Source organism: Kribbella sp. NBC_00889 (assembly GCF_045207705.1).
In the GTDB taxonomy this organism is placed as follows: domain Bacteria; phylum Actinomycetota; class Actinomycetes; order Propionibacteriales; family Kribbellaceae; genus Kribbella.
In genome coordinates this window covers 8502181-8529033 of the sequence record NZ_CP108783.1, presented here as the reverse complement: position 1 = coordinate 8529033, position 26853 = coordinate 8502181, and the positions used below count along the sequence as shown (strand labels likewise).

At 68.9% G+C, this 26853-nt stretch carries 21 protein-coding genes; 7 read left to right on the top strand and 14 right to left on the bottom strand.

Features of this window, described 5'->3' with window-relative positions; genetic code table 11:
- Positions 1-20 precede the first annotated feature (20 nt).
- Complete coding sequence (locus tag OG817_RS42025; RefSeq protein ID WP_406050601.1) at positions 21-1427, bottom strand: MFS transporter; 1407 nt, start codon at positions 1425-1427, stop codon at positions 21-23.
- Positions 1428-1538: 111 nt separating this feature from the next.
- Between OG817_RS42025 and OG817_RS42020 the strand changes: the two genes are divergently transcribed.
- Complete coding sequence (locus tag OG817_RS42020) at positions 1539-2150, top strand: TetR/AcrR family transcriptional regulator (RefSeq protein ID WP_406050600.1); 612 nt, start codon at positions 1539-1541, stop codon at positions 2148-2150.
- A gap of 15 nt (positions 2151-2165) precedes the next feature.
- Here OG817_RS42020 and OG817_RS42015 read toward each other — a convergent pair whose 3' ends face one another.
- Positions 2166-3284: a PLP-dependent cysteine synthase family protein gene (locus tag OG817_RS42015; RefSeq protein WP_406050599.1), complete on the bottom strand. Its 1119-nt coding sequence runs from the start codon at positions 3282-3284 to the stop codon at positions 2166-2168.
- An 81-nt stretch (positions 3285-3365) separates the two neighbouring features.
- Here OG817_RS42015 and OG817_RS42010 point away from each other — a divergent pair, with 81 nt between their 5' ends.
- From OG817_RS42010 to OG817_RS42000, 3 genes are read left to right on the top strand one after another with little or no spacing between them, the layout of a single operon-like run.
- Positions 3366-3725, top strand: coding sequence for a hypothetical protein (locus OG817_RS42010; RefSeq protein WP_406050598.1), 360 nt, complete (start codon positions 3366-3368; stop codon positions 3723-3725).
- Positions 3722-4741, top strand: a complete 1020-nt coding sequence (locus OG817_RS42005) for a M48 family metallopeptidase (protein ID WP_406050596.1) — start codon at positions 3722-3724, stop codon at positions 4739-4741. The genes OG817_RS42010 and OG817_RS42005 overlap by 4 nt, the downstream gene beginning before the upstream one ends.
- 38 nt (positions 4742-4779) lie before the next feature.
- On the top strand, positions 4780-5262 hold the full coding sequence (locus tag OG817_RS42000) for a GNAT family N-acetyltransferase (protein WP_406050594.1): 483 nt from the start codon (positions 4780-4782) through the stop codon (positions 5260-5262).
- A gap of 68 nt (positions 5263-5330) precedes the next feature.
- Here OG817_RS42000 and OG817_RS41995 read toward each other — a convergent pair whose 3' ends face one another.
- From OG817_RS41995 to hemL, 9 genes are all read right to left on the bottom strand, one after another.
- The gene (locus tag OG817_RS41995) at positions 5331-6893 is read right to left on the bottom strand and encodes an MFS transporter (RefSeq protein ID WP_396392501.1); all 1563 of its coding nucleotides are present in this window, start codon (positions 6891-6893) and stop codon (positions 5331-5333) included.
- A 58-nt stretch (positions 6894-6951) separates the two neighbouring features.
- A complete protein-coding gene (locus tag OG817_RS41990) occupies positions 6952-7557 on the bottom strand; it encodes a TetR/AcrR family transcriptional regulator C-terminal ligand-binding domain-containing protein (RefSeq protein WP_396392502.1) in 606 nt (201 codons plus the stop codon).
- 396 nt (positions 7558-7953) lie between these two features.
- Positions 7954-8205: a DUF4229 domain-containing protein gene (locus OG817_RS41985; protein WP_406050591.1), complete on the bottom strand. Its 252-nt coding sequence runs from the start codon at positions 8203-8205 to the stop codon at positions 7954-7956.
- Position 8206: 1 nt separating this feature from the next.
- A complete protein-coding gene (gene ccsB, locus OG817_RS41980; RefSeq protein WP_406050589.1) occupies positions 8207-9211 on the bottom strand; it encodes a c-type cytochrome biogenesis protein CcsB in 1005 nt (334 codons plus the stop codon).
- Positions 9208-10794, bottom strand: a complete 1587-nt coding sequence (locus OG817_RS41975) for a cytochrome c biogenesis protein ResB (RefSeq protein ID WP_406050588.1) — start codon at positions 10792-10794, stop codon at positions 9208-9210. The genes ccsB and OG817_RS41975 overlap by 4 nt, the downstream gene beginning before the upstream one ends.
- Before the next feature lies 1 nt (position 10795).
- Positions 10796-11539, bottom strand: coding sequence for a cytochrome c biogenesis protein CcdA (locus OG817_RS41970; protein ID WP_360450276.1), 744 nt, complete (start codon positions 11537-11539; stop codon positions 10796-10798).
- 4 nt (positions 11540-11543) lie between these two features.
- Positions 11544-12107: a TlpA family protein disulfide reductase gene (locus OG817_RS41965; RefSeq protein ID WP_396392999.1), complete on the bottom strand. Its 564-nt coding sequence runs from the start codon at positions 12105-12107 to the stop codon at positions 11544-11546.
- Positions 12107-12757: a histidine phosphatase family protein gene (locus OG817_RS41960; protein ID WP_396392506.1), complete on the bottom strand. Its 651-nt coding sequence runs from the start codon at positions 12755-12757 to the stop codon at positions 12107-12109. Before OG817_RS41960 ends, OG817_RS41965 begins: the two co-directional genes overlap by 1 nt.
- A 14-nt stretch (positions 12758-12771) precedes the next feature.
- Positions 12772-14094, bottom strand: a complete 1323-nt coding sequence (gene hemL, locus OG817_RS41955) for a glutamate-1-semialdehyde 2,1-aminomutase (protein ID WP_396392507.1) — start codon at positions 14092-14094, stop codon at positions 12772-12774.
- 244 nt (positions 14095-14338) lie between these two features.
- Between hemL and OG817_RS41950 the strand changes: the two genes are divergently transcribed.
- Positions 14339-15694 carry a lytic transglycosylase domain-containing protein gene (locus OG817_RS41950; RefSeq protein ID WP_406050586.1) on the top strand — a complete coding sequence of 452 codons (1356 nt, stop codon included), beginning with the start codon at positions 14339-14341 and terminating at the stop codon, positions 15692-15694.
- Between the two features lie 126 nt (positions 15695-15820).
- On the opposite strand, the gene OG817_RS41945 is transcribed toward OG817_RS41950, so the two are convergent.
- Both OG817_RS41945 and OG817_RS41940 read right to left on the bottom strand, forming a co-directional pair.
- A complete protein-coding gene (locus tag OG817_RS41945) occupies positions 15821-19498 on the bottom strand; it encodes a S8 family serine peptidase (protein ID WP_406050584.1) in 3678 nt (1225 codons plus the stop codon).
- Between the two features lie 140 nt (positions 19499-19638).
- Complete coding sequence (locus tag OG817_RS41940) at positions 19639-20601, bottom strand: LLM class F420-dependent oxidoreductase (protein ID WP_360450263.1); 963 nt, start codon at positions 20599-20601, stop codon at positions 19639-19641.
- 109 nt (positions 20602-20710) lie between these two features.
- Here OG817_RS41940 and OG817_RS41935 point away from each other — a divergent pair, with 109 nt between their 5' ends.
- Both OG817_RS41935 and OG817_RS41930 read left to right on the top strand, forming a co-directional pair.
- Entirely contained in the window at positions 20711-21376 is a 666-nt protein-coding gene (locus OG817_RS41935; protein WP_406050582.1) for a hypothetical protein, read from the top strand.
- Between the two features lie 95 nt (positions 21377-21471).
- On the top strand, positions 21472-24615 hold the full coding sequence (locus OG817_RS41930; RefSeq protein WP_406050581.1) for a glycoside hydrolase family 3 N-terminal domain-containing protein: 3144 nt from the start codon (positions 21472-21474) through the stop codon (positions 24613-24615).
- Here the strand turns inward: OG817_RS41930 and OG817_RS41925 are convergent.
- Positions 24608-26758 carry an MMPL family transporter gene (locus OG817_RS41925; RefSeq protein ID WP_406050579.1) on the bottom strand — a complete coding sequence of 717 codons (2151 nt, stop codon included), beginning with the start codon at positions 26756-26758 and terminating at the stop codon, positions 24608-24610. The genes OG817_RS41930 and OG817_RS41925 overlap by 8 nt on opposite strands.
- Positions 26759-26853: the final 95 nt, after the last annotated feature.

Below are 26853 nucleotides of genomic sequence, written 5' to 3'. Positions count from 1 at the left end.
CTGCAGGTCCCGGGCAAGGCTTACGTGGGGTCGGACCTCGTCAGCCGCAGGCCGGTGAAGATGGCGGTGATCAAGGTGACGGCGCCGGCAACGACGAAGGCCCTGTCGAGGCCGGATTCGAAGGAGCCGCCGCCGGATTCCCTGGTGCGGACGATGGCTCCGAGCAGCGCGACGCCGAGCACCGCGCCGATCTGCCGGGTGGTGCTGCTGATCCCCGAGGCGAGGCCTCCCTCCTGCGGGCTGACCGCCTGGATGGCGGCGCCGGTCAGCGGGGACATCGTCAACGCGAAGCCGATGCCGACGACTGCAAGCCGCCACCACACATTCCCGTAGCCGGTGTCCGCGTGCACCATGCCCAGGGTCAGCAGCCCCATCCCGGCCACCGCGAGCCCGATGGTGACCACGATCCGGAAGCCGTACCGCGCGGCGAGTCGGCCTGCGTACGGGCTGACGAAGACCATCGCGAGTGAGGTGGGCAGGGTCTGCAGGCCTGCCTGCAGAAGCGAGCTGCCCTGCACGTACACGAAGAACTGGGAGAAGAAGAACGACGAGCCCATCAGCGCGAACCCGACCACGACCATCGCCGTGTTGGCCGCAGTGAACAGCCGCTGCCGGAACAGCCGCAGCGGCAACATCGGCGCCACCCGACGGCCTTCGACTGCGACGAAGCACGCGAGCAGCACGGTCGCGGCGGCGAAGCTGCCCAAGATCACTGGCGACGTCCAGCCGCGGGACCCGCCCTCGATCAGCCCGTAGGTCAGCGCCCCTACCCCGAAGACGGACAGGATCGTCCCAGGGATGTCGACTGCGGGGGCGCTCGGATTGCGGGACTCGCCCAGGACGCGCAGACCGGCCAGCAGCAGGACGACACCGATCGGCACGTTGACGAGGAAGATGGCCGGCCAGCCGAAGGCATCTGCCAGCACTCCGCCGGCCACGGGCCCGGCGGCCAGACCGATGCCGCTGAGTCCGGCCCACAGCCCGATCGCCTTGACTCGCTGCTGAGGCACGGGATACGCGGAGGCCAGCAACGCCAGGGAGGCCGGGCTGAGCGCTGCCGCACCGACCCCCTGCAACACCCGCCCGGTGATCAGCCAACCGATCGACGGTGCGAGGGAGCACAGTACGGATGCTGCGGTGAACACCGCGACACCGGCCAGATACGCCCGCTTGCGGCCGAACCGGTCGGCGAGGACTCCGCCGGACAGCAGCAGCATGGCGACCAGCAGAACGTAGGCGTCGACGATCCATTGCAGGCCGGTCAACTGGGTGTGCAGTCGTTGCTGCATGTCGGGCAGCGCCGCGCCGACGATCGTGTTGTCGAGCAGCACCATGAACTGGCCCAAGCAGGTCAGCGCGAGCAACGCTGCCCGGCTCGATCGACCCATCGGCGGTGCAGCCGTCGCAGTGTCTTCGTACGCGCTCAAGACTCGTTCCCTCTTTCACCTGTCGATGCCTAAACGCAGTCCCTGACTGCGTTAAAACACTACGGTGCTTCGTGGCGTAAACGCAACTGAGAACTGCGTTAAGGTGGAGACATGGATGATCGAGAGCGAGCCCGGCGGCCCGGCGGGCGCAGCGCTCGTGTCAGCGCGGCGGTGCACCAGGCGGTCACCGACCTGGTCGGCGAACGCGGCTACGGCAGCTTCACCGTCGCCGACATCGCCGCCCGCGCGGGCGTGGCCGACAGCAGCATCTACCGCCGGTGGGGCAGCCTGGAAACCCTGCTCACCGACGTCGCACTCACCCGCCTCAACGCGCGATCGCCAATGCCAGACACCGGGAGCCTGGCCGGCGACCTGCGCACTTATGCGGCCGCCGTGGCCCGCGAGATCACCGGACCCGAGGGCCTGGCGGTCCTGCGCCTGACCATCGCCCTGACCGGTAGCGGCCAACAGGGCCTGCAGGCACGGGACGACTTCCTCGGCGAACGAAGGCGCCTGCTGGAGTCCATGCTCGATCGCGCCCGCGAACGCGGCGAGAACCCGCCCGACGTCCTCGACGTCCTCGACCACATCATGGCCCCGCTGTACATCCGGGTCCTGTTCGGCGCGAGCCCACTCACGCCCGATTACGTCGACGGACTGGTCGACCGATTACTGCGAGCACAACCGCCCTCACGCCGCCGAGACGAAGGAGAGCCTGCGTAGCGCGCTGGGGAAGAACTACTCGCCTGGTTCGCGCCAGCGGCCGGTGGTGGCGAAGGTTTCGAGGGTGGTGGTGTACGGCGTGATGTCGATGCCGCTCGTGCGTAGCCAGGCGTCGTCGTAGTACGTGTTGCCGTAGCGTTCGCCGCTGTCGCAGAGCAGGGTGACGATGCTGCCGCGGACGCCCGTACGCCGCATCTCCGCGGCCAGCCGGAGTGAGCCCCACAGGTTGGTGCCGGTGGAGCCGCCGACCAACCGCCCGGTGACCCGCGAGCAGAAGCGCATCGCGGCGATCGAGGCGGCGTCGGGGACCGAGATCATCCGGTCGACCACGCCGAGGACGAACGACGGTTCGACTCGGGGGCGGCCGATGCCTTCGATCCGGGAGGGGCGGCCGGTGGAGTAGTCGTCGTCGCCGGCTTCGAATGCGGGGAAGAAGGCCGAGTTCTCCGGGTCGACGACCGCGACCGAGGTGTCGTGCCGTTGGTAGCGGACGTAGCGTCCGATGGTGGCCGACGTACCCCCGGTGCCGGCACCGACGACGACCCAGCTCGGCACCGGGTGCTGCTCCAACCGGAGCTGATCGAAGATCGACTCCGCGATGTTGTTGTTCCCGCGCCAGTCGGTGGCCCGCTCGGCGTACGTGAACTGGTCCATGTAGTGGCCGCCGGTCTCCTCGGCCAGCCGCTTCGCCTCGCCGTAGATCTGGCCGGACCGCTCGACGAAGTGGCAGCTGCCGCCGTAGAACTCGATCAGCTCGACTTTCTCCGGGCTGGTGGAGCGCGGCATCACCGCCACGAACGGCAGCCCGAGCAGGCGGGCGAAGTACGCCTCGCTGACCGCGGTCGAGCCGCTGGACGCCTCGATCACCGTGGTGCCCTCGCCGATCCAGCCGTTGCACAGTGCGTAGAGGAACAGCGAGCGGGCCAGCCGGTGCTTGAGCGAGCCGGTCGGGTGCACGGACTCGTCCTTCAGGTACAGGTCCACGCCCAGCGCGTCCGGCATCGGGAACACGTGCAGGTGGGTGTCCGCGCTCCGGTTCGCGTCGGCGTCCACGATCCGGATCGCCTCCGACACCCAGGCTCGCGCCTTGTCGTCGCGCCGGTCCACCTCACGGCACACGTCAACCTCACTCATGCGGGCCAGGCTAGGGCGTACCAGGCGATTTGAGTATTCCTACGCTGAGCAACCGGTGTCCCGGACGGAACGATGAGACCCATGGTGCCCCTGGGATTCGAGCCACACTTCTCCACCGGCGAGATCGTGCTCATCGCAACCGTCGTCGTCGCCTTCGGAGTGTTCAGCGCCCTTCCGGCGACGGCCACGCTGGCGGCGGTCGGCTACCGCAGAGGCATCCGCCACCCCGGATGGAACGCCTTCTGGTACTGGCTCTGGGGCACCGCCCTCGCGCTGGCCGGCGTGGTCGGCATCCTCTTCGTACACCCGTCCTGGTGGTCCGTCCCCCTGAGCTGGCCGCTCCCGCTCCTGTTCGCCTGGATCCTCAATCCGAAGGTACGGCGACCCAGGAGCGAGCTAGGTTGGACGGACACGAGGCCCAGTCAGCAGGGGGAACGATGAGCGAGAACGAAGAGCGCCCGACCCGGCAGCGGGTCACGCTGACCGACATCAGCTCGCGGGCGTGGGAGCACCCGGCCGACCGCGGCGCGCTGGTGGCGTTGCGGCAGCTGAAGGGGTTCGACTACCTGCTCCGGAAGATGTCCGGGATGATCAACGAGCGGGCCTTCCGGCTGCAGTTCCTCGGCGGGGCGATCCGGGTCGACGAACGGCAGTTCCCCCGGGTGCACCGCCTCTACACCGAGGCCGCCAGCACCCTCGACGTCCGCGAACTGCCCGAGCTGTACATCGCCAACAACCCGATCTGGAACGCCGTCACGATCGGCATGGACCGGCCGTTCATCGTGGTCAACAGCGCGCTGCTGCAGGGCATGGACGAGGAGGAACTGCGGTTCATTCTCGGACACGAGCTCGGCCACGCGCAGAGCGGGCACGCGCTGTACCAGTCGCTGCTGCTCTGGCTGATGCGGCTGACCGGTGCGATCAACTGGATGCCGATCGGCGCGCTCGGGATCCGCGCGATCATCGCCGCGCTGCACGAATGGTCCCGCAAGGCCGAGCTCTCCGGCGACCGGGCCGGCCTGCTGGCCGTCCAGGACCCGGCGGTCCCACTCCGCGTGCAGATGAAGCTCGCCAGCGCCGGCCAGCTCGGTGAGCTCGACACCACGGCGTTCCTCGCGCAGGGGACGGAGTACGAGAGCGCCGGCGACCTGCGCGACAGCGTGCTGAAGCTGCTGCTGCTCGAGGCGCAGTCGCACCCGATGGCCGTCATCCGCGCGCACGAGCTGCGCCGCTGGGTGGACGACGGCGAGTACACCTCGATCGTGTCCGGCGCCTACCCGAAGCGCCAGGACGACGCCACCGCCTCCATGTCCCAGGAGGCCAAGAACGCGGCCAAGTCGTACTCCGACGCCTTCAGCCGCTCGCAGGACCCGCTCGCCAAGCTCCTCCGCGATCTCAGCGACGGCCTGGGCGGCGTCCGCGACTGGGTCTCGTCCAGGATCCCGCCCCGAAACTGAGTGGCGCCGGCCGCCCCGCACGCTGGATCCTGTCCTCTGTGATCGAACTACGAGACATCGGTGCGGACGACTGGAAACTGTGGCGCGACCTCCGGGTGGCCGCGCTGACGGAAGCGCCGTACGCGTTCGGCTCCCAGCTGGCCGACTGGCTCGACGCGCCCGAAGAACGCTGGCGCGAACGGCTCAGCGCACCCGGTGCCTACCAGGTGATCGCCAGTCTGGACGGTACGCCGGTCGGCATGGTCGGCGGGTTCCCCGGGGAGGAGACCGGCACGGCCGAGCTCGTGTCGATGTGGATCGCCCCGACCGGCCGGGGCCGCGGCGTCGGCGACACGCTCATCACCACCATCGCGCAGTGGGCCGCCGGCACCGGCGCCCGGGTCCTGAGGCTGTCCGTTGCGGACGGCAATGATCCGGCGCACAAGCTCTATCTCCGCAACGGTTTCGCCGACACCGACGAGCTCGGCGACCTGATGCCGGACGGCGTCCGCCGCGAGCTCGTGATGCGCAAGCAGCTCTGAGGTACGACGAAGGGCCCGCTTTCCCCTCCTCCCGTGGAAAGCGGACCCTTCGAGACTCGCGGGCTGGATCAGCCCATGTGGACCGGACCGTTCTGGTTGTCGGTGGCCAGATCCTTGTACTTGACCGACAGGCCGACCAGCGTGACCACGGCCGCGCCGAGCATCAGGAACGTCGACCACAGGAACGCGCGGGTGAAGCCGTGCGTGGTGGCGACCGCCGTGAACTGACCCTCCAACTGCTTCAGCTGAGTCGGCGACTGACCGGACTCGGCCGCCTTCTGCAGGCCTGGGGCCAGCTCGGTGAACTTGTCCTTGATCGCGCTGGTGGAGATCGTGCCCAGCAGCGCCAGGCCGATCGCACCACCGATCTGCTGGACCGTGTTCAGTACGGCGGAGCCGACACCGGAGTCCTCGTTCGCGACGCCACTGACCGCGGTCAGCGTCAGCGGCACGAAGATCAGGCCCATGCCGAACGACAGCAGCAGGATGAACGGCAGCAGATGGGTCAGGTACGACGAGTCGACGTCGAGCTGACTGAATCCGAACATCCCGCCCGAGACCAGCACCGCACCGGCGCCGGCGATCCAGCGCGGGTCCATCCGGGCGATCAGCGTCGAGGCGACCTGCGCGGCCACCACGATGCCGAGGCTGAACGGCAGGAACGCGAAGCCGGTCTTCAGCGCGCTGTAGCCCATGATGTTCTGCACGAAGATGCCCAGGAAGTAGAACATCGAGAACATCGCCGCGCCGACCACCAGCATCACGAAGAAGCTGACCCCGCGGGTCCGGTTCGCGAGGATCCGGAACGGCATCAGCGGGTGCCGCGAACGGGCCTCGATCAGCAGGAAGGTCGCGATCAGCGCCAGCCCGCCGAGGATGAAGGTCAGCGTCACCGGGTCACCCCAGCCGTCCGAGGCCGCGTGGTTCAGGCCGTAGACCAGACCGGCCAGACCGACCGAGCCGGTGATCGCACCGGGCAGGTCGAACTTCCCGCTCTGCCGGGCCGACTCGCCCAGGTACCGCAACGCCAGCACCGCCACGATCAGGCCGATCGGCGTGTTGATGAAGAAGGTCCACCGCCAGGACGCCTCGGTCAGCGCACCGCCGAGGATCAGGCCGACGGCCGCACCGGCCCCGGACATCGCGGCGTACACGCCCATCGCGCGGTTGCGCTCTTTGCCGGCCGGGAAGGTGGTGGTGATGAGTGCCAGCGCGTTCGGCGAGGCCGCCGCGGCGGCGACACCCTGCAGGATCCGGCTGGCCAGCAGCACGCTCTCACTCTGTGCGATGCCGCCGACGAACGACGCCGCACCGAACAGCACGACGCCGAAGATGAACACCTTGCGGCGGCCGAGGATGTCCCCGATCCGGCCGCCGAGCAGCAGCAGACCGCCGAAGGCCAGCGCGTAGGCGTTGACCACCCACGGCAGCGAGGCGTTGCTGATGCCCAGATCGGTCTGGATGTGCGGAAGGGCGATGTTGACGATGGTGCCGTCCAGCACCACCATCAACTGCGCCATGCAGATCAGCGCGAGCGCGATACCGAGGTTCCGGTGGCCGTGGGCGGTCTCCGTCACCGCGTCAACCGGCCGGCCCTCGGGCGGATCAGCTTTGACGACGTCTTCGGACATAGAACTATTCCCCTCTTGGGCGTAACTGCTTTGTGGTCGCGGACCGGCCCCTCACCGGTCAGCTCGCCTGCGACCCCCGCGCCGCAGGCAGAATCACGTTGTCGATCACTCGGAGGATCAGGTCGTCGGTCGGCTCGACGCCGAGCAGGAAGGCATGGTGGATGATCACGGCCGGAAGCGTGTTGGCCAGCAGTTCGACGTCGATGTCCGGGCTGACCTCGCCGCGGTCGACCGCACGCTGGTAGACCGTTGCCACCAGCCCCAATCGCGGCGCCAGGAACCGCTCCCGGAACGCGTTCTGCAGTTCGGCGTCGTGCTGCAGAGCCGTCAGCAGCCCCGCCATCACCGACATCGGCATCTCGTCGGTGAAGCCACCGGCGCCGCACGCCAGCGAGATCAGGTCACCGCGCAGGCTGCCGGTGTCGACGTTCTCCGGCATCGGGCAACCCTTGGCCCGGCTGACCGCGTCCACCACGAGCTCGGCCTTGCTGGTCCAGCGCCGGTACAGCGTCGCCTTGCTGGCCTTCGCCGCCGTCGCCACCGCGTCCATGGTCAGCCGGTCGTACCCCAGCTCGGCCACGAGCGCGACGGTCGCGGCGAGGATCTCTTCCTCACGACCACCTTCGACCCGCGGACGGTGCCGCACTCCGGCTGTCTCGACCATGACCACCCTGTGTGAGTTCGTAGTAGCAGATAGAACGAAACGGTTTCGTTCTATCCACGACCCTACGACTCATGTGAAGGGATGCACAAACAATTTTGCCAAGAACCTGACCGTGGCCTAGGTCACTCTCCGTACCAGTTGACCCAGTGGTACGCCGCCCGTCCCGTCCGCCTGATCGCGGGCCGCCTCCGCCCCGTGGGTTCACCCAGGAGATGGTGGGTTGGCTAGTCGCGTGCGGTACGCCAACCCACCCTCTGATGGGTCAACCCATCAGAGACGGGCGGGAGCGGGCTCGGCGCGAGGTGGGGTGGGGCGGGGCGGGGCGGCGCGGGGCGGGGCGGCGCGGGGCGGGGCGGCGCGGGGCGGCGCGGGGCGGGTACGGGGTGGGGTGGTGGGTCAGTCGTCGTCTTCGGCGGAGCGGGCCTGTTCGATCCGCTGCGACATCCTCGAGGCCCGGCGTTCGATCTGGCCGGCCAGCCGCTCGCGGGCGGCGCGCAGTACGAAGATGGACAGGATCGAGGACAGGATCAGTGCCAGCAGCAACAACGGGAAGACACCCAGCCGGGCGCTCAGCGAGAACCACAGAACGGCGAAGCAGACCGCGAACAACGCGGCCCGCAAGCCGGTGTAGATGGCGAACTCCTTCATCTCACACCCCGGCGTAGGAGTGCATACCGGAGACCAGCAGGTTCACTCCGACGAAGTTGAAGATGAACACGAACCACCCGACGATCGCGATCGTCGCGGCGTTCCGGCCCCGCCAGCCGGCGGTCGCCCGCGCATGCAGGTAGGCGGCGTACACCACCCAGGTGACCAGCGACCAGACTTCCTTGGGGTCCCAGCCCCAGTACCGGCCCCAGGCGTACTCCGCCCAGATCGGCCCGGCCACCAGGACGCCGAAGGTCCACAGCGGGAAGGCGAACGCGAGCACCTTGTACGCCGTACCGTCCATCGCCTCGGCACTCGGGAGCCGCCGCAGCGACGCCGACATCGTGCCGCCGGCCAGCACCCGGCGCTCCGCACGGGCCTTGACCAGGTACAGCACCGACACCAGACCGCCGATGGTGAACGCGCCACCGGAGATGGCGGCCGCGGACACGTGGATGACGAGCCAGTACGAGTGCAGCGCCGGCACGAGCGGACCGGCCGGGGTGTAGAGCGCGAGCGTCGCGAGCCCGAGTACGGCGGCGACCACGAGCGTCACGCCGAGACCCAGCCACTGCAGCTTGTAGCGCTGCACGAAGATCAGGTACACGGCCGCGACAGCCAGCGACGCCGTGATCGAGAACTCGTACATGTTGCCCCACGGCACCCGCCCCGCGGCGAGGCCGCGGGTCACCACACCCGCGAGGTGCAGCACGAAGGCCAGGTAGGTCAGCGTCAGCCCGATCCGGCTCGCCGCCTCCATCCGCTCCGCCCCGGGAACGGCGGGCTCGGCCACCCCAGCCGAAGCAGTGCCGCCCGAAGCAGCGCCGGCGGTGACCCCTTCGCCACCGGACGCGACCAGAACGTCCTGCTTCACCTCGGCGTCCTTGACCACGACGGCGCGGCCGAGCGCCCATTCGAGCGCGTGCGACATCATCGCCAGCGCGTAGATCACCGTGGCGGTCGGGACGACCAGGTTGGAGACGTGCGCGAAGGTCTCCGCACTCATGGCTGCTCCTGGGTGCTCGATCGGTCTGGTTGTGGTTTCAGGCTGTCGGTGATGGCCCGGATCTCGTCGCCGAGCCCCCGCTCGGGTCCGCGGTCCAGACCCGCGACCTCGACAACGGTACGCCCGTCTTCGGTGCGGACGCGCACCCAGGTACGCCGCGGGTGCACGAACAGCGAGCCCATCAGCCCGAGGATGGCCAGCAGGATGCCCCCCAGCGCCAGATTCGTGCCCGGGGTGTGGCTGACCTGCAGCTTCACCCAGCGGCTGTAGCCGTCGAAGGTGATCGACCCGGCCTTGTCGGGCAGCGTCGTGGTCTGCCCGGGCGCGAGCTGGAAGCGCAGCTTGTCGCCGTCCTTCTCGAACTGGGTGAGCTTCGACTTGTCCAGCTGGTACACCGACTCCGGTTTCCCGGTCTCGGGCTGCGGGCGGCCGTAGTACCCGGTCATCACCAGGGCCGGGTTCAGGTCGTCGGGGAAGACCGAGACCGGGCCTCGCTGGTCGATCACCGCGGTCGGCAGGAAGAAGCCCTCGAAGCCGAGCTGCATAGGCCGCGCGTCCGGCGCCTTGATCACGCCGAACGACGAGAAGTTGCTGTCCTGCGGCAGGAACGGCGCCGGTCCGGAGAACGCGACCTGCCCGTTGCCGTCCCGCACCGTGACCCGCGGCGCGTAGCCGTGGCCGAGCAGGTAGATGCTGCTGCCGTCGAGCTTGAGCGGGTGGTTGACCTCGAGCTGGTACGACTTCTCCGGCGCGTCCGGCGTCTCCTGATAGCTCAGCTGCGCCTTGAACTCGCGGGCCGCGCCCTTCTGCGGACCGTCCTGCTGGAACTTCACCTCGAAGTCCTTGACCGTCAGCGAGAACGGCGGCAGGTTGTCGCCGTCGAACACCCGGCCCGGCGCGAAGTCGTCGTACTGCGCCAGTGAGTTCGCAAAACCGTTGCCCACGACAACCAGAACGGTGCCGCGGTAGCCGAACAGCGAACCCCAGGCGACACCGATCAGCGCCAGGATCAGGGAGAAGTGGAAGAGCAGGTTGCCCGCCTCGCGCAGGTAGCCGCGCTCCGCGCCGACCGCGCCGTCGTACGCCTGGACGCGGAACCGGCGGCGGCGCAGCTCACGGGTGGCGGTCGCCAGGAAGTCGCCCTCGGAATCGATGGTGAAACGCTGGTAGCCGGGCAGCCGGTTCAGGTTGCGCGGCGGCTTCGGCGGGCGGGCCCGGACCGCCCTCAGGTACACGCCGAGCCGGGGCACCACACACCCGATCAGCGAGATGAACAGCAGCAGGTAGATCGCCGAGAACCAGGGCGACTTGTAGACGTCGAACAGCCCGAGCTTGTCGTAGAACGGGCCGAGCTTCGGATGCGCGGTGAGGAAGTCCGACACCTTGATCGGGTCGATCGGCGTCTGCGGGATGAGCGATCCCGGCACCGCACCCAGCGCGAGCAGGAACAGCAGCACCAGCGCGGTCTTCATCGAGGTGAGCTGGCGCCACATCCAGCGCAGCCAGCCGACCAGGCCGAGCGCGGGCGGTTCGTTCCCGGAGCCGCCGGTCGGTGCGGTGATGTGGTCCTTGACGTCGGTCACGTCACACCGCCGATCCGAAGTTGGCGACCCACTGCCTCAGGTCCGCGGTCATCGAATCCCACACTCCCGTCAGCAGCAGCAGTCCCACCGCGATCATCAGTACGCCGCCGATCCGGATCACCAGCACCTGGTGCCGCCGGACCCACGCGACGGCGCCCAGCATCCGCCGGAACGCCAGCGCCGCGACGATGAACGGAATGCCCAGCCCGAGGCTGAACACCAACGCCAGCGTCGCACCCCGCCCGGTGCTGCCCTCGGTCGCGGCCAGCGTCATCACGGTCCCGAGCGTCGGACCGATACACGGCGTCCAGCCGAATCCGAACAGTACGCCGAGCAGCGGTGCGGCCGCGATCCCGACCGCGGGCACCCGATGCACCCGCACGTCCTTCTGCAGGAACCCGAATCCACCCAGGAAGACCAGTCCCAGTACGACGGTCAGCCCTCCGAGCACCCGGGTGATCGCGGTCTGGTGCTCGATCAGCAGGTCGCCGGCGGTGCCGAACAGTACGCCGGTCAGGATGAAGACCGCCGAGAATCCCGCCACGAACAAGGCGGTCCCGGCCAGCATCCGGCCGCGCTGCTTCGAGCCGAGCTCGGCCGCGGACAGCCCGGTGACGTAGGACAGGTAGCCGGGCAGCAGCGGTACGACGCAGGGTGAGAAGAACGAGATCGCGCCGGCCAGCACCGCGATCGGCAGTGCCACCAGCATCGAACCCGTCATCGACTGCGCGAACCACTCACCCATCAGGTCAACCGGCGTCCTTGACCATGCCCAGCAGCGTCTGCTTGGTCACGTCGCCGATCACTCGCGCCGCGACCTTGCCGGTCTTGTCGATCACCAGCGTGCTCGGGATCGACGCCGCCGAGATCTGGCCGCGGAAGCGCAGCAGCGACTTGCCGTTCGGGTCGTACACGCTCGGGTACTGCACGCCGAACTCCTGGACGAACTTCTTGGCCGGCGCCGGGTCGAGATCGCGCGTGTTCAGGCCGATGAACTCCACCGACGGGCCGAGTTCCTTGTTCGCCGCGACCAGGTCCGGCGCCTCCTTGCGGCAGGGCGGGCACCACGAGCCCCAGACGTTCAGCACGACCACCTTGCCCAGGTGGTCCGACAGCGTCCAGGTCTTGCCGTCGAGCGTCGTACCGGTGAACACCGGCGCCGGCTTGCGGTCGGCCGGGGCGAAGACGGACACGTTGTGCGTCCCGCTCACGAATCCGGCCTGACCCTGCCGGTTCTCCGCGGCCTGCTGCCCGGACGAGCACGCGGTCAGCGCCAGCACCAACCCGGCCACCACAGCGGCCGCACGCTTCATCACGCGCCCCCGACGAACTTCTTCGGGTTCTTCACCGGCAGCATGTCTTTGGCCGGCTCGGCGTATCCGACGGAGACGATCGACTCGCCGTGGAAGGTGAACGAGGTCAGGCTGGCCAGGCTGCACTGCCGCTTGCGCGGGTCGTGCGGCAGTCGGCGGCCCTCGATCGCGGACCGGACGATCCAGATCGGCAACTGGTGCGACACGATCAGAGCCTCGTGCCCGGCAGCCTTCTGCCGAGCGGTCTCGATCGCGTCACGCATCCGCCGGACGATCTGCTGGTACGGCTCGCCCCAGGACGGCTTCAGCGGATTACGGAGCAGCCACCAGGCGCCCGGGTTCTTCAGGGCTCCGTCGCCGACACCGAACTTCTTGCCCTCGAACAGGTTCGCGGCCTCGATCACCCTCTCGTCGATGTCCGGGGTCAGCCCGAACACCTTGGCGATCGGCTCCATCGTCTCCTGGGCCCGCTCCAACGGCGAGCTGACCAGGTGGACGATGTCGCGGCCCTTCACGGACTCGGCGACACGCTCGGCCATCGCCCGGCCCAGTTCGGACAGGTGGAAGTCGGGGATCCGGCCGTAGAGCACACCGGTCGGGTTGTGCACCTCGCCGTGACGCATCAGGTGCACGACCGTCGTTTCGGTCACCGCTGCCGTTCCCTTCAGTTCGGTACTGCGGCCGCCGCGGCTGCCGCAAGGGCCAGGGCGGACTCGAGTTCGGCCAGCGCGTCGTCGTCGATGGCGGCGCTGACGAACCAGGCCTCGAAGGCGCTCGGCGGCAGGTAGACGCCGGCGTCCAGCATGGCATGGAAGAACGCCGCGAACCGGGGCAGCACCTGGGCGCTCGCACCGGCGAAGTCCCGGATCTCGGCAGGTCCCTCCTCCGACTCCACGAAGAAGACGCTGAAGAGGTTCCCGGCCGCCGAGATGACGTGCGGCACACCTTCCTTGTCCAGCGCGGTCGAGACCAGCCGCTGGATGGTGGCCGACGTCTCGTCGAGCTTGGCGTAGACCTCGTCGGTGGCCAGTCGCAGCGTGGTCAGGCCGGCGGTGGTGGCGATCGGGTTCCCGGACAGGGTGCCGGCCTGGTAGACCGAGCCCTCCGGAGCCAGGTGGGCCATGACGTCGGCCCGTCCGCCGAACGCCGCGGCCGGGAAGCCGCCGCCCATCACCTTGCCGAACGTCATCAGATCGGGCCGTACGCCGTCGACGCCGTACCAGCCGGAGCGGGTGATCCGGAAGCCGGTCATCACCTCGTCGGAGATGAACAGTGCGCCGTTGTCCTTGCAGGTCCTGGCCAGGAAGGCGTTGAAGTTGTCCCGGGGCGGTACGACGCCCATGTTGCCGGGTGACGCCTCGGTGATGACGGCCGCGATCTGGTCGCCGTACTCGGCGAAGGCTGCGGAGACGGCGGCCTGGTCGTTGTACGGCAGCACGATGGTGTCGGCCGTGGTCGCCTCGGTGACGCCCGGCGTACCGGGGATGCCCAGCGTCAGAACGCCGGATCCCGCCTGCGCGAGCAGCGCATCGACGTGCCCGTGGTAGCAGCCGGCGAACTTCACGATCTTCGCCCGGCCGGTGTACCCGCGGGCCAGCCGGAGCGCGGACATGGTCGCCTCGGTGCCGGACGACACCAGCCGGACCTTGTCCACCGGGGTCCGCGCGACGATCTCCTCGCCGAGCAGTACTTCGGTCTCGGTCGGCGTCCCGTACGACGTACCGCGGGCGACGGCGGCCTGGACCGCGGCGGTCACCTCCGGATGGGCGTGGCCGAGCAGCATCGGCCCCCAGGAGCAGACCAGATCGAGGTAGCGGTTGCCGTCGACATCGGTGATGTGACATCGATCACCCGATGCCATGAAGCGCGGTACGCCGCCAACGGCGCGGAACGCTCGTACGGGAGAGTTGACCCCGCCCGGCGTGACTGCGGACGCCCTGTCGAAGAGCGTGGCGGACTGTTCTGTGTGGTCGGGCACGGCCGCCATTCTTCCCGACCGGCCAGGCGGGCCGATGGGCGGGCAGCCCGGTTCGGTCCCATCGGGGGGTTCACAGGAGCGTTGTTACGCGCCAGTATGGGTACCCGGTAACCGACCGTAGATGGTCTGAGTTCGGTGCGTAACCCACGCACGGACTGGACGTTAGACCCAGTACGACGGCAACCGACAGCGACGAAATGATTTGTCCGCAGCGTGGGGCTGGACAGGTCGATGAGTCACGGAGGGATCATCGATGGCGAAGGGCAAGCGCCGCGCCACGGGTAGCGGGTGGCGTCAGGTGGCGCCGCTCATCCCGTTGGCGTTGTTCGCGAGCGCATTCACCGTCAGTGCCACGGATGATCCGGCGATCGCCACGGCGTCGCTGGAGCAGGGTCTGTCCGGCAAGAGTCCGGTCGTCGTACCGAAGCAGCCGATCGCCGAGCCGGCCAACGTGCCGGTGCCGGGCGTCGTCGGCCACGGTGTCGACCCCGGCGAGCAGCCGACCCAGGTCGTCTCCGGCCTGTCCCGCAACGGGATCCCGAACGCCGCGTTGAAGGCCTACTCCCGGGCCCAGCAGGTGATGGCGCAGGTCGATCCGGCCTGCAACCTGCCGTGGACGCTGGTGGCCGCGATCGGCCGCGTCGAGTCGAACCACGGCCGCTTCGGCGGCAACGCGCTGAACACCCAGGGCGTCGCGGTGCCAGGCATCTTCGGCCCCCGGCTGGACGGCGTGCGCACGGCCAAGATCAACGACACGGACGCCGGCGCGTTCGACGGTGACGGCGCGTTCGACCGCGCGGTCGGGCCGATGCAGTTCATCCCGGGCACGTGGCGGTCGATGGGTGTGGACGGCGACGGCGACGGCGTGCGGAACCCGCAGGACATCGACGACGCGGCCATGTCCACCGCGGTGTACCTGTGCTCCGGCAAGACCGACCTGTCCAAGGCGAGCGACCTGAACTCCGCGATCCTGCGCTACAACCACTCCCAGCAGTACGCCGATCTCGTGATCAGCATCGCCAAGGCGTACGCCGGTGGCAGTTGGATCGCGGTCGGCAACGGGACCGAGAGCGACGGCCAGGGCATCGACACCGCCGGCGACCAGGTCGGCGACCCGACCATCGACGCCCCGGCCGACAACAACCTGCCGCAGGCGAACGACCTGCCCACCTACCCGGGCGCCGCGAAGCCGACGACGGGGCCGGTCCAGGGTGGCGACGGCAAGCCAGGCACGCAGCCGACCAAGACCCCGCCGGGCAGCAAGCCGACGACGCCGGGCGACCAGCCGTCGACGGACGACCCCACGCCGACGCCGAAGCCACCGACGTCGAGCAAGCCGCCGGCGCCGGGCGTCGCAACCCTGCAGACGGCGGCCGGCCTGATCGTCGGCACGGTCGGCAGTACTGTGAACGAGCTGACCAAGGCCACGCAGTACTGCCAGGCGGAGATGAAGAAGGTGACCATCACCTCGCCGACGCAGGACCAGTTGCAGAAGTGCGTGACGGCGTACCAGACCGGTGGTACCGCGGCCGTCGACCAAGTGATCCGCAACCTGCTGTCCGTGCTCGGACTGCTGGGCGTTCTCGGTGGAGGCATCCTCGGGAGCTGATCCACACAGACCGGCGCGCCTGCCCCCACCCCTCCCTTGGCGCGCCTCTGGCGACGCCACGGAGCAACTCCCCCCGGCTTCGTGGCGTCGCCCTTTTTGATCGATCACATCACTGCATCGATCACATCACTGCACGGTCCACGCCTTCTCGATGGTCTGGCTGAGCTTGTTGCCGACCAGGTCGGTCGCCGTGACCCGGAGGTTCGCCGCCGACGCTCCTTCGGGGGCGGCCGGGATCCGTGCGGTGACCGTGCCGTCCAGTCCCTGCGGAAACAGCGTGAGCCGCTGCCACGTCGTCCCGTCGTACGAGATCTCGGCCGTGGTGCGGAAGATGCCCAGGCCGTGCACACCCGGCTGGTACGCCGGCTTGAGCTGGAGCCGGTCATCGGCCCGTTGGTAGTCGACCTGGACGAGCGGGAGCACCGATCGCCCGCTGGTCGGCTTGGACAGGAAATGCCACTCGGTGTGGGTCGCGGTCGAGGTCTTGGCCCAGCTGCTCGGACCACGCTTCTGGTCCAGCGTCAGGTCGTACCACGCGGCCTCGGCCGGCACCGCGAACTGTCCGACGGACCAGTCCTCGCTGCCGAGTTCGACACCGTTGCTGCTGAGCTTCATGCTCGTCGTGTCACCGCGGTCGCCCCAGCCGTAGACGGTGCGATCACCACTGACGTACTGCGGAATCGCGAACCGCAGCGCGTTCTCGTACCGCGCCGGCGGCCAGCCCTGCACCTCGTTCACGGCTCCCCCTCCGTCCGGAACGGCAGGACGCGTCAGCGACTCCCACCAGCCACGGTTCGCCTTCTCGTTCGGGCGGTAGCCGCGCGCGATCGTGTACTCGAAGCCGGACTCGTTCCAGTCCCCTGCCGACGTCTGCTCGTCCCAGAGGACGCCCTGCACGTCGCTGGCGAGGTAGTCGGTACGCGTGACCGGTCCGGTGACTCCACGGATCGCGCTCAGACCGGCCGGCACACCGGGCAGGTGCGCGATCCGCTCGTCGTTGTGCAGCTTGAACGCGTCGTTGCGCTGGAAGTCCGTGGTCACCACAGCCGGCCGCAGCTTCGCGACGTCATAGCTGAGCGGGCCGCGTACGACCGACGGCCCGAGGACCACGTCGTACCGGTAGGTGCTGTCACGCAAGCCGTTCAGCCGCACGGACACCGGGCCCTTGGACAGTACGTCGAGCAACTGCCGGCCTTGCTCGGCGCGCAGCAGATAGAACGGGACGCCCTGGTTGGAACTGGTCGACCAGAAGCCAGGAATCTCGTTGTACATCAGGACGAACCGCGCCCCCGCCTCCTTGGCCGCGGTGATCTGCGCCGCCGTCTGACCGGAACCCCGGAAACGCAGCAGAACCGCGGCGTCCTTGGCCCCGGCCAGCTCGGCTGCCGTCCCGTCGCCTCCGTTCACCAGGGGCAGTGTCGTGCTGCCGACGTACGACGAGTCGAAGGTCGTCTCGCTCGGGGTCGGCAACCGGAAGGTCCCGTCCACGCCGGTGACGTCGGCGGTCAGCTCGGGCTGGGCGAGATCCCACCGCTGCACGACCTGGAAGGTGCCGTTGGCAACCTTCCCGAAGTCCTGTACGTAGATGCCGCCGGTGGCGCGTTGCGGCACCGTCCAGCCGGACACCGCGTCGCGGGCGCCGACGTTGCGGTGCCACGCGAACCCGACCTTCTGCGCGTCGGCGGGCCGCGGGGTCTTGATGGTGACCTTGTTCGCCGTACGGGCGTCGAAGCTGAAGGTCCGGTCGCCGTCGATCCACTCGTCCGGATCACCGAGCAACGAGTACGAGTTGGACCAGCCGGCCTGGTCGGCGCCGACCACGAACACCATCACGGCGTACCGTCCGGTCGGTAATTCGAGGGTCCGGCTGCCGGTGGCGCTGTCGAAGGCGACCACCTTCACCGCGCCGGTGTCCTGGTTCCACAGCTGCACGCCGCTGGACCCGCCCTTGAGACTGGCGGGCTTGCCGTCGCGACCGATCGCCTTCACGGTCACGGAGTTCAGCCTCCCACCGGCCGCGAACCCCAGCCCGGTCCGGTACGACGTGTGGCCGCTGCGGGCCGTGAGCACACCGGTGTACTTGGCCGGCTGGGTCTTCGCCAGGTCGAGGGTGACGGTGGCGGACGCTGTACCGCCGGCCGGGATGGTCAGCCGCGCAGGGCTCACGGTGACTGCCGCGTTCACCTTGCCGGGCGACTGCGCGCCGACGCTCAGGTCCAGCGTCACGTTCCGGGTGGAGTTGTTGCGGTAAGCAACCGTACGGCTGACCGGCGCCGGGGCCGTCGTACCGCTCCAGGAAAGATCACCGAAGAACAGGCTGGCCGCATCCGGCAGGATCACCGGGTCGAGGGCGTTCGGGATGTCGATCCGGCCGAGGCCCTGCTGGGCGGGGGTCGCGTCCTTGGACGGCACCGCTGTCGCGGCGAGCACGGCCTTCAGTTGCTGACCGGACCAGTCCGGGTGCCGCTGGGCCAGGATCGCTGCCGCACCAGCCACGTGTGGCGTGGCCATCGAGGTGCCGCTCAGCCTTGTGTAGTACTGGCCGAGCACATGGCCTTGTTCGGTGCCGGCCGCGCGGGCGGCAGCGATCTCCACGCCGGGTGCGGTCACCTCGGGCTTCAGCGCACCGTCACCTAGCCGCGGACCACGGCTGGAGAAGCTCGCCAGCTTGTCGTCACGGTCGACGGCGCCCACGGTCAGTGCCTCCGACGCCGCACCGAGCGAACTGACGGAGTCCTCCGTACCGGCGTTTCCTGCGGCAACGACGAACAGCGCACCGCTCGACTCTGACAACCTGTCGACGGCCTGGCTCATCGGATCGGAACCGTCGGACGGCTTGCCGCCGAGGCTCATGCTGACGACCTTGGCACCCTGCTGCACCGCCCACTCCATGCCGGCGATCGCCTCGGAGTCGAGACCGTGGCCGCTGTTGTCGAGCACCTTGCCGATCAGCAGGTCGGCGCCCGGTGCGACCCCCTTGCGCGCACCGTCGGACGCCGTACCGAGGCCGGCGACGATCGACGCGGTGTGGGTGCCGTGGCCGTGCAGGTCCTGGACCGGCTGGTCCGGGACGAAGCTCTGGGACGCGACGACCTGCTGGGCGAGGTCCGGGTGGCCCGCGTCGTAGCCGGTGTCGAGCACCGCCACCTTGACGCCCTGGCCGTCGTACCCGGACCGCCAGGCGGTCGGGGCGCCGATCTGTTGCGTGGACTGGTCGAGGGTCGCCTCGGTCCGGCCGTCGAGCCAGATCTTGGACACCTGGCTGCCGGTCTTGAAGGTGGTCGGGCCGCTGATGCTGCTCCAGAACGTCTTCGCGTCGGCCTTCTCCACGCTGACCGCGGTGCTCCCGACGCTGGGGAGAGTACGGCGTACGGTCGCTGCCTGCGGGGCGGCCGGCATACTGCGCAGGGTGGACGGCGCGGCCAGGAGGAGTGGGAGTTCGTCGCTGCTCGCGTCGTCATACCCCTGCTCGACCAGCTCGGTGACGTTGAAGAGGCGCTCGTCCAGGCGGCCCTCGCTCAGCAGCGGGTACGCCGAGGCGGGGACCACGCTGAGGTCGCCGTCGAAGCTGCCGAAGCAGTACGGCTCGTCGCTGGTCAGGTGGGCCGAGACCTGGCCGTTGGAGCTCGTGGTCAGTTCGGCGACGTCACCGGTCACCAGCGTGATCCGGTGGGTGCTGCCGGCCGGCGTCGCGTGCGCGGTCGTGGCTCCGGCGTGGGCCGGGGTGGTCGCCAGCAGCAGGGAACTGGCGACCACCGCCGTCGCGAGCAGGCCCGCGGTGAGGCGTGGCGATCGAGTAGTCACGGGGCGGTCCTCCCGATGCCCCGACCCTCGCGAGGCCATCCTCGCGAGCCTGTCAGTCGCCCTCGGCCCGGTCCACCGATGCCGGTGACGGACTCCCGCCATGGCCGATTCTGGTCAGCGCCGCCTCCGTGCGTAAGGGGTCAGGCGAAACGCTTGGTGACCTGCTCGACGCGGTCCATCAGATCGAGGTCGTAGGCGACGCCGGGGACGTAGAAGATGACATAGTCGGCGCCGGCCTCGAGTGCGGCCTCGACCTTGTCGGCGATCTCGTCCTCGGTGCCGATCAGGTTGTCCCGGTCGAACTTCTCCCGGTTCATCGGGCCGAGCGCCTTCTCGGTCGCCTTCTGCGGATCGTCACCCTTGTCGATCGGGAACACGTTGAAGTTGGTCGACTTGATGATCTCGTCGTAGTCGCGGCCGACGGTCTCGCAGTGGCCCCGCAGGATGGCCGCCTTCTCCTTGAACACCTCCGGGTTGCCGCCGCCGATGTTCGCCGCGTCGCCGTACTGCGCGACCAGCTTCAGCGTGACCTTCGGGCCACCGCCACCGATCCAGAACGAAGGGTGCGGCTTGCGCACACCCTTCGGCTCGTTGATCGGCTCGTTGATCGAGTAGTGCTTGCCGTTGTAGACCGGCTTGTCCTCGGTCCACATCTTGTAGATGATCTCGGTGGCCTCCCGGAACGCGGCCATCCGCGGCGGGATGTCGGTCCACTCGTAGCCGTAGGCCTTCCATTCGTGCTCGTACCAGCCCGCGCCGATGCCGGCGTACAGGCGGCCGTGGCTGGCGACGTCGACGGTGGACGCGATCTTCGCGTACAGCGCGGGGTTGCGGTACCCGTTGCAGCCGACCATCTGGCCGATGTTGACCCGGCTGGTGTCGCGGGCCAGCGCGGCGGTCGCACTCCAGCACTCGAAGGTGGTGTTGTCACTGGGTTCCGGCACGGTGTGGAAGTGGTCGAACAACCAGATCGAGTCCCAGGACTGCTCATCGGCCCGCTTGGCGACATCCGTCATCGCCTCCCACTGCTCCACCGGATCCGCGATCTGCGCCAGATCCATCTTCCAGCCCTGCGGGACGAAAATCCCGAAACGTGTAGTCATGCCCTCATCCTTTCCGGCCACGCCGGTCAGGGTCCATCACTCTGGCTACTGAATTCGTTCTCAATCAGACCACTCCAACTTCTGAATCCCGTCCGGCGTCGTACCGCCCGTGACCAAGTTCGACGACCTCTTCGCCACCGCCGCACCCCTGATCGCCCGCGGAGACCATCAGCGGGACGAACCTCCCCGCGCGGGCGGCCGCTGGCCAGTGAGCGTCGTACTGCGTCCTCCGGCCGACGGTGATCTCGCCCAACGCCTGGATGCAGTCACAGCCGAGGCGGCGGAGCTGGCCGGTCCGGGCCACTGGCAGACCGGTCAACTGAGATCGGCCCACCTCACCGTCCGCGCCCTGGAGGGCTACCGCGCCACCATCGCCCCGGACGACCCCGCGATCGGGCGCTATCTGTCCGCTCTGCGGCGGGCCACCGCCGGCCCGACTCGCTTCCGTGTCACCGGTCTCACGCTGACCCCGGGGTCGGTGATGGCCTCCGCGATCCCCCTCGACGGAGCAGCCGACGCCTTCATGGACCGGTTCGCCACCGAGCTCGGCCCCGACGACTGGTTCGAGCGCCCGCACGGCCGCCGCGACATCTGGTACCTGAACCTGCTGCACTTCACCTCCGATATCGCGAACCCGCTGAAGCTGATCGACTGGGCGGCAGAGCGCCGCACCACCACGATCGGCGAGGTCGAGGTCGAGGCGCCCGAGCTCGTTCGTTTCTGCCTTCAGGACGGAGATCGCGCGCACATGCGGCCGATCGTGAGAGCGCTCTAGTTCCGGAACCGCTGAGGTCTTGACCGGCGGGTGGGGAGAGCTGAGAGTCAGGGCCGAACGCGGGTGTGAGGCTCGCGCGGAGTGGGGAGTCGGCCATGCGTGGTTTCCGTCAGACAGCACTGGTCGCGGCAGCGGCCCTGATCACCGGGCTACTCCCGCTGCCGGCGGTGGGCGCCGACGACCCGGCGCCGATCGTGCTGGCCGCGTTCGAAGGCGCGGAGCCGTTCGCGTCGCCGCCGAACGCCGGGATCTTCGGCTGGGGCAGCGACGCCGACGACCCGCCGACGATGGAGCTGCAGGCGCGCGCCGACGCGCCGTCCGGCGAGAAGGTGCTGCACGGCACCTACAACATCAGCGGGTACGGCGGGTTCAGCCACGACGTGACGTTCGACCAGAACCCCGGCGACTGGTCCGCGCACAAGGGCATCCGGTTCTGGTGGTACGGCCAGAACACCGCACCACTGCCACCCGGCTCGGGCAAGCGGATCTTCTTCGAGATCAAGGACGGCGGCGCCAACGCCGAGGCCTCCGAACTGTGGAACACCAGCTTCACCGACGACTGGCAGGGCTGGCACCTGGTCGAGATCCCGTTCAGCGACCTGGTGTACCGCACCGACTTCCAGCCGGTCGGCGGCATCGACCAGGTGCTGAATCTGACCCAGATGTGGGGTTACGCGATCACCATGCCGGTCGGGTCCCCGGGTGAGTTCGCGATCGACCAGGTCGAGGTCTACGGCAAGGCCGATCCCGCACTGAAGGCGAGCGTCGGCACCGATGCCGGTGTCTACCCGGTCAAGGAAGGCGGCACCGCGCAGGTCAAGATCTCCGTCGCGACCACCGGCAGCACCCCGCTCGACGAGCCGGTCACCGTCGAGTACCGCACCGGCACCGGATCCGCCGGAGCCGACGACTACAACCCGGTCACCGGCACGATCACCTTCCCAGCCGGTACGGCGTCCGGCACCGCGCGGACCGTGGCCGTCACCACCCGCAAGGACCACTCCGCGGAGGCCGCCGAGACCATCCCGCTCGAGCTCACCGTCACCGGTGCGAAGGCGCCGTCGACCCAGCCGGTCGTCGTGATCAACGCCCACGACCTGCCCTACCTGAACAGCAAGCTCCCGGTGAAGGAGCGGGTCGCCGACCTGCTCGCCCGGATGACGACGGCCGAGAAGGTCGGCCAGATGACCCAGGCCGAACGCAACGCACTCCGCTCGCGGACCGACATCGCGTCGTACGCGCTCGGCTCGCTGCTGTCCGGTGGCGGCTCGGTGCCGACGCCGAACACGCCGGCCGCGTGGGCGGCAATGGTCGACAACTTCCAGCTCAACGCTCAGGCCACCAGGCTGCAGATCCCGCTGATCTATGGCGTCGACGCGGTGCACGGGCACAACAACGTGGTCGGCGCGACGATCCTGCCGCACAACATCGGCATCGGCGCGACCCGCGATCCGAACCTGGCCCGCCGGACCGGTGAGGTGACCGCGACCGAGGTACGCGCGACCGGCATCCCGTGGGACTTCTCGCCCTGCGTCTGCGTGGTCCGTGACGACCGCTGGGGCCGGGCATACGAGGGGTACGGCGAGGACCCGGCGCTGGTGCAGTCGATGGCGACCGTGATCACCGGCATGCAGGGCAAGGCGGACGGCAGCCAACTCGCACAGAACACCCGTGTACTGGCGACCGCGAAGCACTTCGTCGGCGACGGCGGTACGACGTACGGATCGTCGGCCACCGGTAGCTACAAGATCGACCAGGGCATCACCGAGGTCACCCGTCAGCAGTTGGAGACGCTGCACCTGGCGCCGTTCGGGACGGCGGTGGATCTCGGGGTCGGGACCGTGATGCCGTCGTACTCCAGCGTCGCCATCGATGGCCAGGCTCCGGTCAAGATGCACGGCGACAGCGAGCTGATCAACGGCGTACTCAAGCAGCGGATGGGCTTCGACGGGTTCGTGATCAGCGACTGGCAGGCGATCGACCAGCTGCCCGGCGACTACGCGAGCGACATCCGGACCTCGATCAACGCCGGGCTCGACATGATCATGGTGCCGACCAACTACCAGGGCTTCACCCAGGGCCTGACCGACGAGATCGCTGCCGGCCGGGTGCCGATGACCCGGGTCGACGACGCGGTCCGGCGGATCCTGACCGAGAAGTTCAAGCTCGGCCTGTTCGAGCACCCGTACGCCGACACCTCGCACCTCGCCGACATCGGGTCCGCCGCACACCGTGCGGTCGGGCGGGAGGCGGCCGCGAAGTCCCAGGTGCTGCTGAAGAACGACGGCAACCTGTTGCCGCTGGCATCCACCTCGAAGGTGTACGTGGCCGGCAGCAACGCGAACGACCTTGGCAACCAGATGGGCGGCTGGAGCATCACCTGGCAGGGCGGCTCCGGTACGACGACCACCGGTACGACGATCCTGGACGGGATCAAGCAGGTGGTGCCGACGGCAACGTTCAGCGCGGATGCCTCGGCTCCACTGGAGGGTCACGACGTCGGCGTGGTCGTCGTCGGCGAACGCCCGTACGCCGAGGGGATCGGTGACGTCGGCAACGGTCACGACCTGCTGCTGTCGGACGCCGACAAGGCAGCGGTGGACAAGGTCTGCGGCGCGATGAAGTGCGTCGTGCTGATCGTGTCCGGCCGCCCGCAGGCGATCGCCGACCAGCTCGGCACGATGAACGCCGTGGTCGCGTCGTGGCTGCCGGGCACCGAGGGCGCCGGGGTCGCGGACGTCCTGTTCGGCAAGCGGCCGTTCACCGGTCGGCTGCCGGTCACCTGGCCGCGGACCGAAGCGCAGCAGCCGCTGAACGTCGGTGACGCCTCCTACGATCCGCAGTACCCCTACGGTTGGGGTCTGACCACCCAGGCGACGGCTCGGCAGAAGCTGACGGAGGCCCGGAACACCCTTCTGCAGAAGCACGATCCCTACGCCCTGGCCGCTGCGGTCGCCGCCTCGGTCGCTCTCCAGGCGAAGGACTGGTCAGGGCCCCAGGCAACTATTGCTCTCGCCGCTCTGACCCAATCCGCCAAGTCCCTGGAGCGCACCAAGGTGGACTCCTTCGCCGAGGGCGACGCGGTTGTCGGCGCGGCCCGCTGGATCGCTCAGAACCACATCGGCCAGAACGTCACAGAGCCGGCGTCCAAACTCACGTCGGACGCCGAGCACCTGCTCCTGACCGGACAGCTGAGTGCCGCCGTCAGCAAACTGACGGCGGCTTCCAAGCTCAGCTGATCGGCACGAGTTCCTGGTCGGGAACACTGGTTGCGGCCTGGCGGTGGAGACGGTTCGGCCACCAGGCCTTGCGGCCCAGGAGGACGAGGACGGAGGGAAGCATCACGATCCGGACCAGGGTCGCGTCGATGAGGACGGCGACGGCCAGGCCGATGCCCATCTGCTTCATCTCGAGCATGCCGAGGGTCGCGAACACGGCGAAGACCGACACCATCACCGCGGCCGCGCTGGTCACCACACCGGCCGATTCGGTGACGCCCTTGCGGACCGCATCGCGAGGCGTCAGCCCTTCGGCCACTCCTTCGCGGATCCGGCCGAGGACGAACACGTGGTAGTCCATCGACAGCCCGACCAGGATCACGAACAGGAACAGCGGGATCCACGACACCACGAAGCCCGAGGACGTGAAACCGAGCAGCCCTTCGGCCCAGCTGTGCTGGAACACCAGCGCCAGTACCCCGAAGCACGCCGCCACCGAGGCGAGGTTGAGCACCGTGGTCAGCAGCGCGATCGCCACGCTCCGGAACGTGATGGCCATCATCACCAGCGTCAGCGCCAGCACGAACGCGATCACCCACGGCAGCTTGTCCCGCTGGTTGTTGCCGTAGTCAACCGATTCCGCCTGCTCCCCGCCGACCGCCCAGGTCGGCACGGACCCGAGCGAGGCCGGTACGAAGTCCGACCGCAACTGGTTCAACGCCGTCTCGGCGTTCGCACTGCTCTCCGGCAGGACCGACACCAGCGTCAGCACCGCGGTCCCGTCCGCCTGCCGGATCGCCTCTCCTTGCGGTACGACGAACTTGCCGCTGCGTACTGCGGATTGCTGCAGCCCGGTCAACGCCGCGACCGCATCCTCGCCGCGCGCGACCACGTCGTACGAGAGACCGCCCTGTGACGGGAAGTTCTCATGCAGGGCCTTGAACGTGCGTACCTCGGGGATGCTCTGGGGCAGCGTGTTCAGGTCGGACGGTTCGGTCTTCATCCCCAGTGCCGGTACGGCGAGAGCGGCCACGGCGAGGATCGACACGGACAGTGCCGCCCGCGGATGGCTCAGTACCGGAGCCAGGATGCGACGGCTGATCCCGCCGGGACCGATGCGTCGGTTCAGCCGCCAGAGCAGCGGGACGCGGGGCCGGTCGACCCGGTGCCCCAGCTTCGCGAGCAGCGCGGGCAGCACGGTCAAGGAGCCGAGGACCGCCACGGCGACGACCACGATCGTTGCCGTTGCCATCGACGCGAACGTCATGTCCTGAGCGACGTACAGGCCGGCCATCGAGACGATCACGGCGAGACCGGAGACGACCACCGAGTGACCGGAGGTCGCCGCGGCGATCTCGACGGCGTCCAGGGTGCTGCGACCCTTGCGCCGTTCCTCGCGTTCTCGCTTGAGGTAGAAGAGCGAGTAGTCGACGCCGACCGCCATCCCGATCAGCAGGACGACGTTGGCGACCGACCCGCCGTCGGGGAAGAGGAACGACAGCGGCGCGTAGAAGCCGAGCGCGGCGCCGACCGCCGAGAACGCCAGCAGGACAGGGATCCCGGCCGCGATCAGCGCACCGAACGCCAGCAGCATCAGCACGAACGTGATCGGCAGGCTGAGCTTCTCCGCCTTGGCGAGGTCGGACCCGACCTGCTTCCAGATCCCCGCGTCCAGTGAGGCCGTGCCGGCCTGGGCGATGCTGAGGTCCGGGTTGGCCTGCTGCACCTCCGCGGTGGTGGCGACGACCTTCTCGATCGCGTCGGCCGCGTCGTCCGCCGTTCCCTTCAACTCGATCGGCAGCAGGGCGGCCTTGCCGTTCTCCGACCAGACCGGCTGACCGACCGCCTGGACCGAGTCCAGTGCGGTGAGTTTCTGCCGGAGCTGGGTCATCGCGGTCGTCGCGGCCGTCTTGTCCAGCCGACCGTCGGGATCGGTCAGGAGGACGGTCTCCGCGGGCCGATCACCCAGCCCGGCTTGCTCGATCATCTCGGCTGCCTGGCCGGACTGGCCGACCCAGGTGTCCTTGCTCTGCATCTGCTGCTTCGGGATGACCACCGACATCCCGACCGCGACGACGACGAGCAGCAGCCAAAGGCCGATCGCTCGCCATGGATGGATCGCACTCCACCGTGCAACCCGCACGGTCACGCCACCAGCGCTCACGCTGTCCCCACCTCTCGTTGTTCCGGACACAACGAGCCTCGTGGGACGGCGGGCGGAACTCAGGAGCGCTGGGTCCCCCGGCCGGGTGGACCTAG

Coding starts and splice junctions, on each gene's coding strand:
- OG817_RS42020 (WP_406050600.1), top strand. CDS start 1,539: ATGGATGATCGAGAGCGAGCCCGGCGGCCCGGCGGGCGCAGCGCTCGT.
- OG817_RS42015 (WP_406050599.1), bottom strand. CDS start 3,284: ATGAGTGAGGTTGACGTGTGCCGTGAGGTGGACCGGCGCGACGACAAG.
- OG817_RS42010 (WP_406050598.1), top strand. CDS start 3,366: ATGGTGCCCCTGGGATTCGAGCCACACTTCTCCACCGGCGAGATCGTG.
- OG817_RS42005 (WP_406050596.1), top strand. CDS start 3,722: ATGAGCGAGAACGAAGAGCGCCCGACCCGGCAGCGGGTCACGCTGACC.
- OG817_RS41995 (WP_396392501.1), bottom strand. CDS start 6,893: ATGTCCGAAGACGTCGTCAAAGCTGATCCGCCCGAGGGCCGGCCGGTT.
- OG817_RS41990 (WP_396392502.1), bottom strand. CDS start 7,557: ATGGTCGAGACAGCCGGAGTGCGGCACCGTCCGCGGGTCGAAGGTGGT.
- OG817_RS41985 (WP_406050591.1), bottom strand. CDS start 8,205: ATGAAGGAGTTCGCCATCTACACCGGCTTGCGGGCCGCGTTGTTCGCG.
- ccsB (WP_406050589.1), bottom strand. CDS start 9,211: ATGAGTGCGGAGACCTTCGCGCACGTCTCCAACCTGGTCGTCCCGACC.
- OG817_RS41970 (WP_360450276.1), bottom strand. CDS start 11,539: ATGGGTGAGTGGTTCGCGCAGTCGATGACGGGTTCGATGCTGGTGGCA.
- OG817_RS41965 (WP_396392999.1), bottom strand. CDS start 12,107: ATGAAGCGTGCGGCCGCTGTGGTGGCCGGGTTGGTGCTGGCGCTGACC.
- hemL (WP_396392507.1), bottom strand. CDS start 14,094: ATGGCGGCCGTGCCCGACCACACAGAACAGTCCGCCACGCTCTTCGAC.
- OG817_RS41950 (WP_406050586.1), top strand. CDS start 14,339: ATGGCGAAGGGCAAGCGCCGCGCCACGGGTAGCGGGTGGCGTCAGGTG.
- OG817_RS41940 (WP_360450263.1), bottom strand. CDS start 20,601: ATGACTACACGTTTCGGGATTTTCGTCCCGCAGGGCTGGAAGATGGAT.
- OG817_RS41930 (WP_406050581.1), top strand. CDS start 21,472: ATGCGTGGTTTCCGTCAGACAGCACTGGTCGCGGCAGCGGCCCTGATC.